The 14,710-nt window shown below is 55.1% G+C and carries 16 protein-coding genes; 12 read left to right on the forward strand and 4 right to left on the reverse strand.

Annotation, left to right across the window (positions count from 1 at the left end; genetic code table 11):
* The first annotated feature begins 127 nt into the window (after positions 1-127).
* Complete coding sequence (locus BLR64_RS26830; protein ID WP_090719401.1) at positions 128-1,618, forward strand: dihydrolipoamide acetyltransferase family protein; 1,491 nt, start codon at positions 128-130, stop codon at positions 1,616-1,618.
* Between the two features lie 83 nt (positions 1,619-1,701).
* Here the strand turns inward: BLR64_RS26830 and prli42 are convergent, their stop codons facing one another.
* Entirely contained in the window at positions 1,702-1,803 is a 102-nt protein-coding gene (prli42, locus tag BLR64_RS26835) for a stressosome-associated protein Prli42 (protein WP_090719403.1), read from the reverse strand.
* Positions 1,804-1,943: 140 nt separating this feature from the next.
* On the opposite strand from prli42, the gene BLR64_RS26840 reads away from it, so the two are divergent.
* Positions 1,944-3,071 carry a M20/M25/M40 family metallo-hydrolase gene (locus BLR64_RS26840; RefSeq protein ID WP_090719404.1) on the forward strand — a complete coding sequence of 376 codons (1,128 nt, stop codon included), beginning with the start codon at positions 1,944-1,946 and terminating at the stop codon, positions 3,069-3,071.
* A gap of 103 nt (positions 3,072-3,174) precedes the next feature.
* Here the strand turns inward: BLR64_RS26840 and BLR64_RS30460 are convergent, their stop codons facing one another.
* Positions 3,175-3,348: a hypothetical protein gene (locus BLR64_RS30460; protein ID WP_157890069.1), complete on the reverse strand. Its 174-nt coding sequence runs from the start codon at positions 3,346-3,348 to the stop codon at positions 3,175-3,177.
* A 77-nt stretch (positions 3,349-3,425) separates the two neighbouring features.
* On the opposite strand from BLR64_RS30460, the gene BLR64_RS26845 reads away from it, so the two are divergent.
* From BLR64_RS26845 to BLR64_RS26885, 9 genes are all read left to right on the forward strand, one after another.
* Positions 3,426-3,998 carry an NUDIX hydrolase gene (locus BLR64_RS26845; protein WP_090719406.1) on the forward strand — a complete coding sequence of 191 codons (573 nt, stop codon included), beginning with the start codon at positions 3,426-3,428 and terminating at the stop codon, positions 3,996-3,998.
* Positions 3,989-5,188: an endonuclease Q family protein gene (locus BLR64_RS26850; RefSeq protein WP_090719408.1), complete on the forward strand. Its 1,200-nt coding sequence runs from the start codon at positions 3,989-3,991 to the stop codon at positions 5,186-5,188. The genes BLR64_RS26845 and BLR64_RS26850 overlap by 10 nt, the downstream gene beginning before the upstream one ends.
* An 83-nt stretch (positions 5,189-5,271) precedes the next feature.
* The gene (spoIIM, locus tag BLR64_RS26855; RefSeq protein ID WP_090719410.1) at positions 5,272-5,895 is read left to right on the forward strand and encodes a stage II sporulation protein M; all 624 of its coding nucleotides are present in this window, start codon (positions 5,272-5,274) and stop codon (positions 5,893-5,895) included.
* A gap of 260 nt (positions 5,896-6,155) precedes the next feature.
* Positions 6,156-6,623 (forward strand): ferric iron uptake transcriptional regulator, encoded by a 468-nt coding sequence (gene fur, locus BLR64_RS26860; protein ID WP_039875161.1) that lies wholly within the window; start codon positions 6,156-6,158, stop codon positions 6,621-6,623.
* Positions 6,624-6,802: 179 nt separating this feature from the next.
* Positions 6,803-7,036 carry a DUF4227 family protein gene (locus tag BLR64_RS26865; RefSeq protein ID WP_167360795.1) on the forward strand — a complete coding sequence of 78 codons (234 nt, stop codon included), beginning with the start codon at positions 6,803-6,805 and terminating at the stop codon, positions 7,034-7,036.
* Between the two features lie 129 nt (positions 7,037-7,165).
* Positions 7,166-8,062 carry a site-specific tyrosine recombinase XerD gene (gene xerD, locus BLR64_RS26870; protein WP_090719413.1) on the forward strand — a complete coding sequence of 299 codons (897 nt, stop codon included), beginning with the start codon at positions 7,166-7,168 and terminating at the stop codon, positions 8,060-8,062.
* Positions 8,063-8,196: 134 nt separating this feature from the next.
* On the forward strand, positions 8,197-9,375 hold the full coding sequence (gene deoB / locus BLR64_RS26875) for a phosphopentomutase (RefSeq protein WP_090719414.1): 1,179 nt from the start codon (positions 8,197-8,199) through the stop codon (positions 9,373-9,375).
* A 32-nt stretch (positions 9,376-9,407) separates the two neighbouring features.
* Positions 9,408-10,229 carry a purine-nucleoside phosphorylase gene (locus BLR64_RS26880; protein WP_090719416.1) on the forward strand — a complete coding sequence of 274 codons (822 nt, stop codon included), beginning with the start codon at positions 9,408-9,410 and terminating at the stop codon, positions 10,227-10,229.
* A gap of 83 nt (positions 10,230-10,312) precedes the next feature.
* Positions 10,313-11,644, forward strand: a complete 1,332-nt coding sequence (locus BLR64_RS26885; protein ID WP_090719418.1) for a pyrimidine-nucleoside phosphorylase — start codon at positions 10,313-10,315, stop codon at positions 11,642-11,644.
* Between the two features lie 78 nt (positions 11,645-11,722).
* Here BLR64_RS26885 and BLR64_RS26890 read toward each other — a convergent pair whose 3' ends face one another.
* A complete protein-coding gene (locus BLR64_RS26890) occupies positions 11,723-12,388 on the reverse strand; it encodes a hypothetical protein (protein WP_090719419.1) in 666 nt (221 codons plus the stop codon).
* An 11-nt stretch (positions 12,389-12,399) separates the two neighbouring features.
* Complete coding sequence (locus BLR64_RS26895) at positions 12,400-13,437, reverse strand: serine hydrolase domain-containing protein (protein WP_090719421.1); 1,038 nt, start codon at positions 13,435-13,437, stop codon at positions 12,400-12,402.
* A gap of 278 nt (positions 13,438-13,715) precedes the next feature.
* Between BLR64_RS26895 and BLR64_RS26900 the strand changes: the two genes are divergently transcribed.
* Complete coding sequence (locus BLR64_RS26900; protein WP_090719423.1) at positions 13,716-14,666, forward strand: DUF1177 domain-containing protein; 951 nt, start codon at positions 13,716-13,718, stop codon at positions 14,664-14,666.
* Positions 14,667-14,710: the final 44 nt, after the last annotated feature.

The following is a 14,710-nucleotide window of genomic DNA, read 5'->3' on the forward strand; positions in this document are numbered from 1 at the left end:
CGAGTTTTGTACGAAGTAATCTCAGGAAGCATATGCTTACAAAACTTTAAGCGTATGCTTTCGAGGCGAGTTTTGTACGAAGTAATCCCAGGAAGTATATGCTTACAAAACTTTGAGGAGTGACAATATGTCTGACAATACTAAGCTGACGGATGTGGTGATGCCGCAGCTGGCGGAATCGCTGGTGTCCGCTACGATCGGCAAGTGGCTGAAGCAGCCGGGCGACCGCGTAGAGGAATATGAGCCGATCTGCGATCTGATTACGGATAAAGTCAATGCCGAGCTGCCTTCCACCGTGGAAGGCACGCTGGTTGAGCTGCTGGCCGAGGAAGGCCAGGTCATCAGCGTCGGCGAGGTCATCGCCCGCATCGCCGTGGCTGGTGCTGCCGGAAGCTCCGCACCGGCAGCGGGCACTGCCCCGCAGGCAGCAGCCGCGCCTGCAACAGCCGCGCCAGCCGCGCCGGTCCGGCCGGCAGCGGGCACTGCCCCGCAGGCAGCAGCCGCGCCTGCAACAGCCGCGCCAGCCGCGCCGGTCCGGCCGGCAGCGCCGTCTCTCTCAGCAGCGGACGCGCCTATGCGCTCCCGCTACTCACCTGCGGTGCAGACGCTGGCAGCGGAGCACCGCATTGACCTTAGCGCCGTGCCGGGCACCGGGCTCGGCGGGCGCATCACGCGCAAGGATGTGCTGGCTTATCTTGAGAACGGCGGCGCAGCCGCCGTTCAATCCGTGCCTGCACATCCGGGCGCGGCCGGCGCGGGGCAAGCCGGCCGGCCGGTGCCTGAAGCGCAGCAGCAGCCGGCGCTTCAGGCGATCCAGGCGGAGGTGCAAGAGCAGCTGGAGCCGGTGCGCAATTCGGGGCTTCACCTGAGTGAATCCCCGCGCATTCCGACCATCGAGGTTGAGGGTGGACTGGGCAGCAGCTCAGAGTACCTGATCGACGTTACACCGATCCGCAACACGATTGCGACAAGAATGCGCCAGAGCGTCTCGGAAATTCCGCATGCCTGGACGATGATCGAAGTGGACGTAACCAATCTGGTTATTTTGCGCAATAAGGTCAAGGATGAGTTCAAGCGCAAGGAAGGCATTAATCTGACGTATCTGGCCTTTATGATGAAAGCAGTCGTTAGTGCGATTAAAGATTACCCGATTATGAATTCCGTCTGGGCCGTGGACAAAATCATCGTCAAACGCGACATCAACATCGCGCTGGCGGTCGGTACCGAGGATTCCGTGATGACCCCGGTGATCAAAAAGGCTGATCAGAAGAACATCGCCGGCCTCGCCCGTGAGATCGACGAGCTGGCCCAGAAGACCCGTGAAGGCAAGCTGCGCCTGGATGATATGCAGGGCGGCACCTTTACAGTCAATAACACCGGTTCTTTCGGTTCCATCCTGTCTTATCCGATCATCAACTACCCGCAGGCAGCGATCCTGACGTTTGAATCGATTGTCAAAAAGCCGGTCGTCATCAACGACATGATTGCCGTCCGCTCGATGGCGAACATCTGCCTGTCGCTGGATCACCGGATTCTCGACGGTGTCATCTGCGGCCGGTTCCTGCAGCGCGTAAAAGATAATCTGGAAAGCTATACGCCGGATACGAAGATCTATTAATCAGCGGCAGCACATTTGCCGTGACACAGCAAACAGCGCCCGGCAAATGCCGGACGCTGTTATTAAGCTTATAGGGCCTGTCCTTAACCGGCCAGGAAAGGCTCAACTACCATCAGCAGGGTTGAGGCGACCATCGCGATCAGCATGATATAAATGACGATGCGGAACCATTTTTGACGATTCATGTGTGACTCCTTTAGGATTAGTGTAAGTGTAAATTATAGGCATTACAGAAGGTGAACTTAAGAATGCTGCCTGTCATTCATTTCTAAGTTCAGGCTATATACCACTATTGTAACGTATCTGTGAAAGAGAGGGAAGTCCAGTGATAGTACGAGACCGATTGATTCAGGAGTTCATGGAGCTTGTCCAGGTGGACAGCGAAACCGGAAATGAGCGGCAGATTGCCGATGTCTTAAAAGAAAAATTCAGCGCCCTCGGCCTGACTGCCATCGAAGACAACTCCATGGAGCGCACCGGACACGGAGCAGGCAATCTGTTCGTGACCTGGGCGGCAGACAGCGGTGCTGCTGCACCCAAGCTGCTGTTCACCTGCCATATGGATACCGTTGTTCCCGGCAAAAGCATTAAGCCTTCGCTTGGCGAAGACGGCTGGATTACCAGCGACGGCACGACGATTCTCGGCTCCGATGATAAAGCGGGGCTGGCGGCACTGTTCGAAGCGATCCGCGTGATTCAGGAGCAGAAGATTCCTCACGGACAAATCCAGTTCGTTATCACCGCAGGCGAAGAATCCGGGCTGCTTGGCGCACGGGCTATGGACGCAAGCCATCTGGATGCGGATATGGGCTTCGCTCTGGATTCCAACGGTGAGGTTGGCTCCATTGCAGTCGCTGCACCGACTCAGGCCAGAATTACGATGCAGATTATCGGCAAATCCGCCCATGCCGGCGTTAACCCTGAAGACGGAATCAGTGCGATTCAGGTTGCGAGCAAGGCGATTTCCGCAATGAAGCTCGGCCGGATCGATAGTGAAACGACAGCGAATATCGGTAAATTTGCCGGCGGCGGCCCGACCAATGTCGTCTGTGACCATGTGCAGCTGGATGCGGAAGCACGCAGTATTGTGCAGGAGAAGGTAGAGCTGCAGATTGCCTCGATGCGCGAAGCGCTCGAAACGACCGTCCGTGAATACGGTGCGGAATGCGAGTTCCGCAGTGAGATTATTTATCCGGCATTCAGCTTTAATGAAAATGATACGGTAGTGCAGCTGGCGGATCGTGCAATCACTTCCCTGGGCCTGACAACCCGTCTGTTCCCATCCGGCGGCGGCAGTGACGCCAATGTATTTAACGGACTGAAGGTGCCGACAGTGAACCTCGCCATCGGCTATGAGCATATTCATACGACCAAGGAACGGATCAAGGCCGATGACCTCGTCAAAGCGGCAGAGCTTGTCGTAGCCATTGTTAAGGAAAGTGTAAAGGAATAAAGCCTGTCCGCCGCTGCGGCTGCGCTATATGAAACAAGGAGCTGTTTCCGGTAAAGCCGGGATCAGCTCCTTGTTGTTACCGGTGGGCGAAGGAGGGCGGCATTCAGCCGGCTTTGGGCGGGTTAACCCGTGTTTCTGCCTGCAGCAGAAGGACGTAGGACAAAGGCATATCGCGTCCGTACCGTTCGATCCATCCTGCTATAACGGCTTTAATCTGCTCAGGCTTGCCTGCGACTGTAACGGCTGATCTGCTGGTACGGATAAGGATGTCGTTCATGCTTGCATTCCTTCTTTCCCCTTAAGTTTGCTATAATACACCCTATGCAGAATCCAGCTAAAGGAGACCATGAATCTATGAAAAAAAATGAATTGCACAGCAACCCTGCACTAGACGAAGAGACTTTGTCCACGCAGCCGATTTTTGAAGGTAAAATCATCACCCTGCAGGTGGATACGGTGAAACTGCCGGACGGAAACAGTGCTACACGGGAGGTTGTGAAGCATCCAGGAGCCGTGGCCGTGCTTGCGCTGAATAATAATAAAATGCTGGTGGTGGAGCAGTACCGCCAGCCGATGCACCGCACAGAGGTGGAGATTCCGGCCGGCAAGCTGGACAAGGGCGAGGACCCGCTGGAAGCGGCAGGCCGTGAGCTGCAGGAGGAGACAGGCTTTCACAGCGGAGAGCTGAAGCTGCTGAAGTCTTTTTATACCTCGCCGGGCTTTGCGGATGAAATGATTCATCTGTATGTGACCGAGGACGCCCAGCCGGGGGAAATGGCACTGGATGAAGATGAGTTTCTTGAGGTGTCCGAGCTGACGCTGGAGGAAGCCTACCAGTACATTGCAGACGGACGGATTGCCGATGCCAAAACGATGATGGCCGTCTACGCCTGGCACCTCTACACCCTGACAGGCCAATGGCACTAGAGCGGGGGCTGCACAGCTTCTACTGTGATCTGCATGTCCATATCGGCAGGACCTCTGCGGGAGCAGCTGTCAAAATCAGCGGCAGCCGCGACCTCACCTTTGCCAATATTGCCAAAGAAGCGGCTGAACGCAAAGGAATAGAGCTCATCGGCATCATTGACAGCCATTCGCCCGGCGTCATGCAGGATATCCGTGATCTGCTGATGTCGGGTGAGATGACTGAAGCGGCAGGCGGCGGGATTGCCTACCGGGGAACGACGATTCTGCTCGGCACTGAAATTGAGATACGGGAACCGGGCCGCAAGGAGTGCCATGTACTGGCTTTCATGCCGGACCTTGCGGCAATGGAGGATTTCAGCGCGTGGATGAGCCGGCATATGCGCAATGTCAGCCTCAGCTCGCAGCGGCTGTATGCCTCCTCAAAAGTGCTGCAGGAGGAAATATACGGACGGGGCGGCCTGCTGATTCCGGCTCATATTTTTACACCGCACAAGGGGCTGTACGGCTGTTCGGCGGAGCGGATGGCCGAGCTGTTTGATCTGGGGCAGATTGCGGCTGTAGAGCTTGGCCTCAGCGCTGATTCTGAAATGGCCGGGTACATCTCCGAGCTGGACCGTTATTCCTTCCTGACCAATTCCGATGCCCATTCCCTTGGCAAAATCGGACGCGAATACAATGTACTCGAACTGGCCGCCCCGTCGTTCAACGAATTCCGGCTGGCGCTTGCACGTCAGGAAGGGCGGAGGGTAAGCGCCAATTTTGGCCTTAACCCGCGGCTCGGCAAATATCACCGGAGCTATTGCTCCGGGTGCGGCAGTATTATCGATGAAGCGGCAGCCACCTCGGAGCGCTGTCCCTATTGCGGCAGCACCAAGCTTGTACAGGGCGTATTCGACCGCATCCTGCACATCGCCGACCGGGAGCAGCCGCTTGTTCCCGCCCACCGTCCGCCTTACCATTACCAGGTTCCGCTGGAATTCATCCCGGGGCTGGGCAAGGCCAGGATGAACGCACTGCTGGCCGCTTTCGGCACGGAGATGAACATACTGCACCGTGCCGGCGAAGCTGAGCTGGCCGCAGTAGCCGGCTCTGAGCTGGCAGCGCAGATCGTCCTGGCCCGCAGCGGCCGGCTGGCGCTGACTTCAGGCGGAGGCGGAACCTACGGTAAGGTGGACAGATCGCAAAGCTAATCCCTTCTTGTCCGCAGGACAAGTCATAGAGCGGGACGTTTCCTCATATGGTGTAACATGTGACCTGAAAGGAGAACGTCCCTATGCGCAGTTTGCGGCTGATGATCAAGGAACAGACGCCTCTTTATATTTTTGTTGCGGTATTATTTCTGGTCGGGGTTGTGTTCGGGGCGCTGATTGTCAGCAGCCTGACGCTCGATCAGCAGCAGGAGCTGGGGGATTATCTCGGTAATTTCTTTGTGACCGTGGATCAGCAGGGGCTGCCGGCCGCCCCGGATTCTTACTGGAGCATAGCCGCGCTGAACCTGAAATGGGTGGGGCTGATCTGGATTCTGGGCTTATCGGTGATCGGGCTGCCGGGAATTCTCATTCTTGATTTTCTCAAAGGCGTGCTGATCGGCTTTACCGTCGGCTGCATGGTCAGCGAGTACTCCTGGCACGGGCTGCTGTTCGCGCTGGTCTCCGTCGCGCCCCATAACCTGATTCTGATTCCGGTGCTGCTGGTCAGCAGCGCTGCTGCCATTGCCTTCTCCCTGCTGATGATCCGCAGCCGCGTGCTTGGCGGCAGGCGTACACCGGTAACCCGGCCTTTTGCCATGTATACACTGCTTTCTCTGGGCATGGCTGTGCTGGTTCTCGGTGTTTCGGGATTCGAAGCCTGGGTAACGCCGGCCATGATGCGCTGGGTTACACCGATGCTGGTCTGATATTTGAGTAGATAAAGCCCCGTTTCATCAAACCTTTATCTCTCTTTCATCCTGTTTTAAGCTTCAGGGCTTATAGTAATCCCATGACCCCCTTATAATAGAACTTGACCCCGCCGGACGCTGACGGGGTCCTTTTTTTTTGTGAATATCCGTAATTTAAAATGATTCTAAAAGCGTTTGACTTCTCAAAGGAACACCCCCTATAATATAGAAGTGGTTTTGTGCCCGGTGCGGTAATTTTCCAAGGGGGAGGGAGATAGGTGGAAGCCCGGATAGACAAGATTAAACAACAGCTACAATCCCAAGGATATAAGCTTACGCCCCAACGGGAAGCAACCTTAAGAGTGCTGCTGGAGAACGAAGAGGATCATTTGAGCGCGGAAGATGTGTTTATGCTTGTAAAAGAAAAGGCTCCCGAGATCGGTCTTGCCACCGTATATCGTACCCTGGAATTGCTCAGCGAGCTTCATGTCGTGGAGAAAATCAATTTCGGTGACGGCGTTGCCCGCTATGATTTGCGGACGGATACGGCCAAGCATCATCATCATCATCTGATCTGTGTACAGTGCGGCTCCATGGACGAGATCCGTGAGGACTGGCTGGGACCGCTGGAAGAGCGGCTTGAGAACGAATTTAATTTTACGGTGCTTGATCATAGACTTGATTTTCACGGGATTTGCCACCGTTGTAAGGACAAAAATGCAGCGGACGGCAGCGCTCCCGAATAAAGCTTATAGATGAGGAATTACCGCACAAGCTCTCTCCGGTATCAGCCGGAGGGGGCTTTTTCAAATCTGGCAGTACATAACCATTAAGACCGGCGCATAAAGTGTAGGACGAGTCGATTTCAGGTAGCTGCTCCATTGGCACTCACCTGTACTCGATGAAACCTTCGGGAGGTAATCTTATGATAGTGTCTGTACCCAAAACAGTGCGCCGGCTGTATTTCATGACCCTGCTGGTTGCTTTTAGCTGTCTGCTCTATTATGCTCTGAACTGGATCGGCGGCTGGATCAGTCCGGTTGACCATTATGACATTCCCGAAGGCTCGGCCGTCCGGGCATTTCAGGATGTACCGCGTACCGGTGACGAGCTTAACGCAGCTGAACGCCTGCGGCTGTATTACTGGTACGGGGAGTGAGACCGGGGCCACAAGCAGGAAAAAGCTAGAAGTCTGTCGAATGAAGCGTTGTAGATTAAATTTGAAAATCATATGCCTAAATGCTGCATAGCCGCGATAAGCAGCCTGAGCAGACAGGAGCGTGAACGAATGAAGTCGCATTTGCAGCCTTTTATGCAGTATCTCTCCGAGGATAAGGGTTTGTCCCCAAGCACGCTTGAATCTTACGGGCGGGATATTTCGCAGTTTTTAGAGTTTGCAGCCGGGCGGGGGATCGCTTCGCCGGACGAAATAAGAAGAACGCATCTTCTCCAGTATCTTGCCGAGCTCCGCGGAGCCGGAAGGGCGGTGGCTACTGTTAACCGGAGCACGGTATCGCTGCGTGCTTTTTTTCATTATTTGCTGAAAACCCGGCAGATCAGCCAGGACCCGACCCTGGAGATGGACAAAATAAAGCCCAGCAAGAAGCCGCCGATGATCCTCAGCATCGGGGAAGTGGAGCGGCTGCTGGCCGCTCCTGATGTAACAGGCCCGCAGGGGATGCGCGATAAGGCAATGCTGGAGCTGCTGTATGCTACCGGCATCAGGGTTTCCGAGCTGATCTCGCTGGATGTCGGGGATGTGCAGACAGGGCTGAAATATGCCCGCTGCAGCTCAGCATCGGGCAAGGAGCGGATTATCCCGATCGGGACGATTGCCGCAGACAGTGTTGCGCGGTATACGGACGGGATGCGGGACAAGCTGCTGCGCAGCAGCAGGGAGGAGCCCGCGTTGTTCCTGAACAGTCTCGGCGGACGGCTGACCCGGCAGGGCTTCTGGAAAATCATCAAGAAATATGCGCGGGAAGCCGATATCGCGCACGCGCAGGATATTACCCCGCATACCCTGAGGCATTCGTTCGCTGCGCATCTGCTGGAGGGCGGTGCGGATCTTAGGTCGGTCCAGCAGATGCTGGGTCATGCCGATATCTCGACTACACAGGTATACAGCGGCATTGCCCGCAAGAATATGAAGGAAGTCTACGAGAGCCATCACCCCCGGGCTTAAAAAGATGCTTTTTATGAGTAAGATCGTTATGATGGAATCATACTGAAAGAATGGCCGGACACGGGATTCTCCGGATGGTTCTTTCCCAAGGATATGAATAAGGTTATGAATACTGCGAAGGAGTGAATGATATAATGTCATCATTTAAACGGATCGGATTTATAGTGCTTGATAGTGTAGGGATCGGCGAAGCGCCGGATGCCGAAGGTTTTGGGGACAAGGGTTCCCACACACTGGGCCATATTCTGGAGCGGGTACCCGGACTGAAGCTGCCGAACCTGCAAAAACTGGGTCTGGCCAACATTGCTGCCCTGCCGCCGCTTGAACCGGTAGCTGAACCGACCGGATACTACGGCAAAATGCAGGAGGTATCGGTAGGCAAGGATACGATGACCGGCCACTGGGAGCTAATGGGACTGAAGATCGAGGTTCCTTTTAACGTGTATCCGGACGGGTTCCCTGCAGAGCTGATTGAGAAATTCGAAACGGCCACGGGCCGCAAGGTAATCGGAAACAAACCGGCCTCCGGTACTGAAATTCTGGTGGAATACGGCGAAGAACAGATGAAGACTGGTGCCTGGATCGTGTACACGTCCGCAGACAGTGTATTCCAGCTCGCTGCCCATGAGGATATCATTCCGCTTGAAGAGCTGTACAGCGCCTGCAAAATCGCCCGCGAGCTGACCATGGCTCCCGAATTTTCGGTAGGACGTGTTATTGCCCGTCCTTATGTCGGCCAGCCGGGAGATTTCAAGCGTACGCCTAACCGTCATGACTATGCCGTTAAGCCGCCTGAACCGACCGTGATGAACGCGCTGCAGGATATCGGCAAGGATGTGATTGCCGTCGGCAAAATCAACGATATTTTCACCGGGGAAGGGGTTACTGCCTCGTATCCAACCAAGAGCAATGAGCATGGCATCCAGATCACGATTGATGAGCTTCGCAAGCCGTTTGACGGCTTCCTGTTCACTAATCTGGTAGACTTTGATTCCCTGTACGGGCACCGCCGTGATCCGGAAGGGTATGGACGTGCGCTGGAAGTATTCGACGAGGCGATTCCGGAGCTGCTGTCCACACTGGGCGAAGACGATCTGCTGATTATTTCCGCCGACCACGGTAATGACCCGATCCACAGCGGAACGGATCATACACGTGAATATGTGCCGCTGCTGGTGTACAGCCCGAGATTCAAGAACCCTGGCAGCCTGGGCATCCGCCAGACCTTCTCTGATGTAGCCGCCACGATTGCCGACAATTTCGGGGCAAAGGCGCCGCAGTACGGGACAAGCTTTTTGGCAGAACTTAAATAACGAACCTTATACCCTCAAGGAGGCAATCAACCATGGCAGTAACTCAAAACCATATTCAAGAGGCAGCAGCCTATATCAAAGATCAATGCACCGTAGCGCCGGAAATCGGCCTGATCCTCGGTTCCGGACTGGGTGTGCTGGCAGATCTGATCACAGATGAAGTTGTCATTCCATATAATGAAATTCCGCATTTTCCGGTATCGACCGTTGAAGGCCACGAAGGCGAGCTGCTGATCGGTCTGATCGAAGGACGCCGCGTAGTCATGATGAAAGGCCGTTTCCATATGTATGAAGGTTATGGCCCTGAGACAACGGCGTTCCCGGTACGGGTTATGAAGGAGCTTGGGGTAACCAGCCTGCTTGTGACCAATGCCGCTGGCGGTGTGAACAAGGGCTATACCCCGGGCGATCTGATGCTGATTACCGATCATCTCAACCTGACCGGCCGCAATCCGCTGATCGGACCAAACGATAATGCACTCGGCGTACGTTTCCCGGACATGTCGGCTGCTTACAGCCCGCGTCTGATTGCAGTGGCGAAGGAAGCTGCGGCAGCGCAAAATTTTGAGTTCAAGGAAGGCGTCTATGCCGGCCTGCTTGGTCCTAACTATGAAACACCTGCAGAGATCGTGATGCTGCGCGTCCTCGGTGCGGATGCTGTGGGGATGTCTACCGTTTCGGAGACTATTGTAGCCCGTCACGCAGGCCTTGAGGTGCTGGGCATCTCCTGTATTACCAACATGGCTGCCGGTATTCTGGACCAGCCGCTGAATCATGCCGAGGTTATGGAGACGGCGGAACGTGTGCGCGAGCGCTTTTTGAAGCTGGTGCTGGCCTTCATTCCTAACATGTAGGCTGAACATTACCCGCGTTCTGCTTGGGCTGTAAACTAAATTATCGGGCTCGTTAGAGCCATTATCCGTGAGGTGCAAAACTAATGCGTGCAGTTGATCTGATTCAGAAAAAAAGAGACGGCGGCGAGCTGAGCCGTGAAGAAATTGCATTCCTGGTGCAGGGCTACAGCAAAGGTGAAATCCCTGATTACCAGATCTCTGCCTGGGCCATGGCAGTCTACTTCCGGGGGATGAACGCGCGGGAAACCGGCGATCTGACACTGGAGATGGCGATGTCCGGCGACCAGGTGGATCTTAGCCCGATCGCCGGTATCAAGGTGGACAAGCATTCCACCGGGGGCGTAGGCGACAAGACAACCGTAGTACTTGCCCCGCTGGTGGCTTCTGCCGGCGTGCCGGTCGCCAAAATGTCCGGACGCGGTCTGGGTCATACCGGCGGCACCCTCGACAAGCTGGAGTCGATCTCCGGCTTCTCGGTGGAGATGGGCCGTGAGCAGTTCTTCGCCCAGGTCGGGGAGATCGGCGCGGCTGTTATCGGCCAGTCCGGCAACATTACGCCTGCCGACAAGAAGCTGTATGCGCTGCGTGACGTGACCGCAACGGTGGAATCCATTCCGCTGATTGCCAGCTCCGTCATGAGCAAAAAAATCGCCGCCGGCGCAGACGCCATCGTGCTTGACGTCAAAACCGGCAGCGGTGCGTTCATGAAGACGCTCGACGATTCGATCGCCCTGGCACAGGCCATGGTTGATATCGGCACGCATCTCGGCCGTAACACCGTAGCCGTGATCAGCGATATGGACCAGCCGCTGGGCTTCGGCATCGGCAACGCGCTGGAGATCAAGGAAGGCATCGAGACGCTGAAGGGCCAGGGGCCGAAGGACCTGCAGGAGGTCTGCCTCATTCTGGGCAGCCAGATGCTGGTGCTGGGCGGCAAGGCGAAGGATGAGACGGAAGCCCGCTCCATTCTGCTGTCGCACATCGAGGACGGCAGCGCCCTTGAGAAGTTCAAGCAGATGGTATCCGCACAGGGCGGGGATGTAACGCAGGTTGAGTCGCCGGACACGCTGCCGTCGGCCAGCCGCTTCCTTGAGGTGAAGGCTGCTTCCGCAGGCTTCGTGGAGAGCATTCAGGCCGAGGAGATCGGCGTAGCCGCCATGCTGCTCGGCGCAGGCCGCGAGACCAAGGAATCGCAGATTGACCTGGCTGTCGGCATCCAGCTGGCCCTGAAGGTCGGCGATGCTGTTGCCGCAGGCGATACCCTTGCCGTGCTGCATGTGAATGACGCCAGCGAGAGCAAGGTGCAGGAAGCGGAAGCCAAGGTGCTGGAAGCTTACCGCATCTCCGCCGAGCCGGTTCCGCCGCAGCCGCTGGTGTTCGCGCTGGTGACGAAGGACGGCGTTACGCGGTACTAGATCCGCAATTTAATAAAAACGTACGGAACATTTGCAGTCCCGTACGTCCAGACTGCCGGGGAACTCCCGGCAGTTTTTTTAATTTATTTTCGCAAAATCCACCTCATATGTTACGGACTGATTCAGTTCTTCATCCAGATAGATCAGCTCGGCGGGCTGGCTGAAGTCGATTCTGCTTGTATTGAAATAGGGGATCAGGATTTTGGAATAGCGCCCGCTGCCCGTCCCGTCCTGATCAGCTGTACCGTCGTTTCCGGTTATGCTGTCCGGCTCCAATATTGCTGCCCCCTGCTTAAGCTTGATGCTGATATGATCGGTGAAATGAGGGGTATCCCCGGCAGCTTTGACGCTGAATCCCAGCTGCCCCAAGCCGGACAACTGTGTATTTATCTTCTTCGCATCGCTGAGAGAATACTTACGGCCTTGGCTGAAAGCATTGTAAGACATCATTGCGATATAGTAATACGGCGTATTAACGTTGACTGCCGGCTGCGGAACGGTCATGGAACTTCCGAGAACAGGGAGGCTCTGCCCTGAACGAAAGGCCGTGACTGACGGCAAATCCCCTTTTCCGGCTGCAATGGCTTCCTTCATCTGCCGGTCAGACAGGTCAAAAATCCGGCTGCGGATCTGCTGTTCAGCTGAACCCTGACCCGTGGCTGTCCGCAGGTGAGACTGCGCAAAGGTAATTAACGACGTAATTAGAGAAAGGATCATGATGGCCATAACCACTTTATTTTTCACAATGATTCGCCTCAGCTTTCTCTCTTACTGTTCAGATTACGCTCTACGGCCTGCAGCATCCGGTAAGCTCCCCGGCTCTCGTTGCAGAGGACTGCAGCGGTCGTACCGCTGGCCGGATAGTGGGCAGAGTGGAAGGATACGCCGGGATCATAGCCCATCACATGATATTTGAACACCCCGCCGTCACGCTTCGTAATCCACACCCCGTACCCGTAGTAATTATCCTTCTCTTCATGGATATGCGGCGTTAGCAGCAGGGCGGTCATCTCCGGACCCAGCAGCTTATGCTGAAGCAGCCCCTCCCACAGCAGCAGCATATCAGGAGCGGTCGTGAATGCTCCGCCGTCGGCGCCCCCCTGAACCGGGATGGAATAGATGTTGGTAGTCCATGTGCTGTCTTCTTTTATAATATACCCCTGAGCTGTATTACCGGGCAGCGCGTCCAGTGCAAAGTATCCCGAATCCTTCATTCCGCATTTGGCAAAAATATACTGCTCCACATAATCCGTAAAGGTTAACCCGCTAAGCTTCTCAACGAGCAGTCCGAGCAGAATGTAACCGGCATTGTTGTAATGGAATCTGGCACCTGGCTCAGAAGCCATCGGCAGGTCACGGAACATCGGCACAAAATCCTCAAGCCGCCTGAGCAGGTACATTGGCCGGGTTATCCATAGCTTGGTGAAATCCTCCATTATCTCTTCATCAAAATAATCCGGAATCCCGGAGCTGTGGGTCAGCAGCTGATGCACAGTAAAACTGGTGCTGAAAAGGGGAAAAGAGGAGCGCTCCAGTATATCCATAACGCTGCTCTCCAGTGCAAGCCTGCCCTGCTCTACCAGCTGGCACACGGCAATCGCTGTAAACAGCTTGCAGCCGGAGGCAATCCCGAACCGCGTATCCTGACGGTTGAGTATCTCCTCAGCTTTGTTAGCGTATCCGTATGCGCCGGAGACTGCAGCATTACCAGTGCTTTTTACGAGAAAAGACCCCGAGAATCCCGCCGCCTCCGCTTCTGATTGCATGGCCGCCGCCTGCTGTTGCTGTAGCATAAAATAACCTCCTGCTATGTAATGGCTCTAGGGTAGATGTTTCTGTCTGTAAGCTTCATAAGCTACCATATCATGCCTGCTTCCAAAAGGGTATGTCTACTTCTTCTATGAAACATTTGCTGCCGGTAAAGAGCATACGCGGGACGTCAGGTTTATCTGCAAAGGACAAGAAACCCGCGTTAGTTTTGGCAGGGCGGTACATTGTGGACATTTCTGACTTTACGATAGTATAAATGCTAACATTACAATCTTGAGATCGACATCCGGGAGGGAATAGAATGGCACTTCAGCAAACGATTACTGTAATGAACACAATGGATAGCGCTTATGTGAACGGGGAGCAGATCAGGCAGTTATTTTCTGATTATTCCGGGATTGAGGTCCTTGTTCAAAAGGTAGAGGGTGAAAAAGGCAGCACAGAATTCGTTAAAATTACGATTCCGGGCAGCGAGGGTAAACTTAACGGAGGCAGCGCGCCTACTTTCGGCATTGTCGGCCGTCTCGGCGGAATCGGCGCCCGTCCAAGCCGGATCGGGATCGTCTCTGACGCAGACGGGGCAGTTGCGGCTGTTGCTGCAGCACTCAAGCTGGCGGACATGCAGGCCAAAGGGGATGTGCTGAAAGGGGATGTGCTGATTACAACGCATATCTGCCCGGATGCGCCGACGCTGCCGCATGAGCCGGTGGATTTCATGGATTCCCCGGTAGACATTCTGCAGATGAATGAGCATGAGGTGCTGCCTGAGATGGAAGCCGTGCTGTCCATTGACACGACCAAGGGCAACAGAGTAGTCAACCACAAAGGCATTGCCATCTCACCTACTGTCAAGGAAGGCTACATTCTGCGGGTCAGTGAGGATCTGCTGCGGATCAAGGAAATGACGACCGGCCAGTATCCGGTTACTTTTCCTGTGACGACACAGGACATTACGCCATACGGGAATGGGCTGTACCATATCAACTCCATTCTCCAGCCTGCGGTAGCTACATCGGCACCGGTTGTGGGGCTGGCGATTACTGCCCAGTCCATGGTTCCCGGCTGCGGCACGGGGGCAAGCCATGAAGTGGATATCGCCCAGGCGGTGCGTTTTGCCATTGAAACGGCCAAAGAAGTGACACAGGGGACTTGCTCCTTCTATAACGAGGAGGAGTTCGCACGCATTACTGAACTGTATGGTTCAATGAATGTGCTGCAGACTTTGGGCCGGCCGGCAGTGGCTTCCCATTAACAGTCCTTTAACAGTATAGGAGCCAGTGGCGCTGAAGCGGTTCA

Origin of the sequence: Paenibacillus typhae (assembly GCF_900099765.1) — a bacterium.
In the GTDB taxonomy this organism is placed as follows: domain Bacteria; phylum Bacillota; class Bacilli; order Paenibacillales; family Paenibacillaceae; genus Paenibacillus_AQ; species Paenibacillus_AQ typhae.

Coding starts and splice junctions, on each gene's coding strand:
- BLR64_RS26830 (WP_090719401.1), top strand. CDS start 128: ATGTCTGACAATACTAAGCTGACGGATGTGGTGATGCCGCAGCTGGCG.
- prli42 (WP_090719403.1), bottom strand. CDS start 1,803: ATGAATCGTCAAAAATGGTTCCGCATCGTCATTTATATCATGCTGATC.
- BLR64_RS30460 (WP_157890069.1), bottom strand. CDS start 3,348: ATGAACGACATCCTTATCCGTACCAGCAGATCAGCCGTTACAGTCGCA.
- BLR64_RS26845 (WP_090719406.1), top strand. CDS start 3,426: ATGAAAAAAAATGAATTGCACAGCAACCCTGCACTAGACGAAGAGACT.
- BLR64_RS26850 (WP_090719408.1), top strand. CDS start 3,989: ATGGCACTAGAGCGGGGGCTGCACAGCTTCTACTGTGATCTGCATGTC.
- spoIIM (WP_090719410.1), top strand. CDS start 5,272: ATGCGCAGTTTGCGGCTGATGATCAAGGAACAGACGCCTCTTTATATT.
- BLR64_RS26865 (WP_167360795.1), top strand. CDS start 6,803: ATGATAGTGTCTGTACCCAAAACAGTGCGCCGGCTGTATTTCATGACC.
- xerD (WP_090719413.1), top strand. CDS start 7,166: ATGAAGTCGCATTTGCAGCCTTTTATGCAGTATCTCTCCGAGGATAAG.
- deoB (WP_090719414.1), top strand. CDS start 8,197: ATGTCATCATTTAAACGGATCGGATTTATAGTGCTTGATAGTGTAGGG.
- BLR64_RS26880 (WP_090719416.1), top strand. CDS start 9,408: ATGGCAGTAACTCAAAACCATATTCAAGAGGCAGCAGCCTATATCAAA.
- BLR64_RS26885 (WP_090719418.1), top strand. CDS start 10,313: ATGCGTGCAGTTGATCTGATTCAGAAAAAAAGAGACGGCGGCGAGCTG.
- BLR64_RS26895 (WP_090719421.1), bottom strand. CDS start 13,437: ATGCTACAGCAACAGCAGGCGGCGGCCATGCAATCAGAAGCGGAGGCG.
- BLR64_RS26900 (WP_090719423.1), top strand. CDS start 13,716: ATGGCACTTCAGCAAACGATTACTGTAATGAACACAATGGATAGCGCT.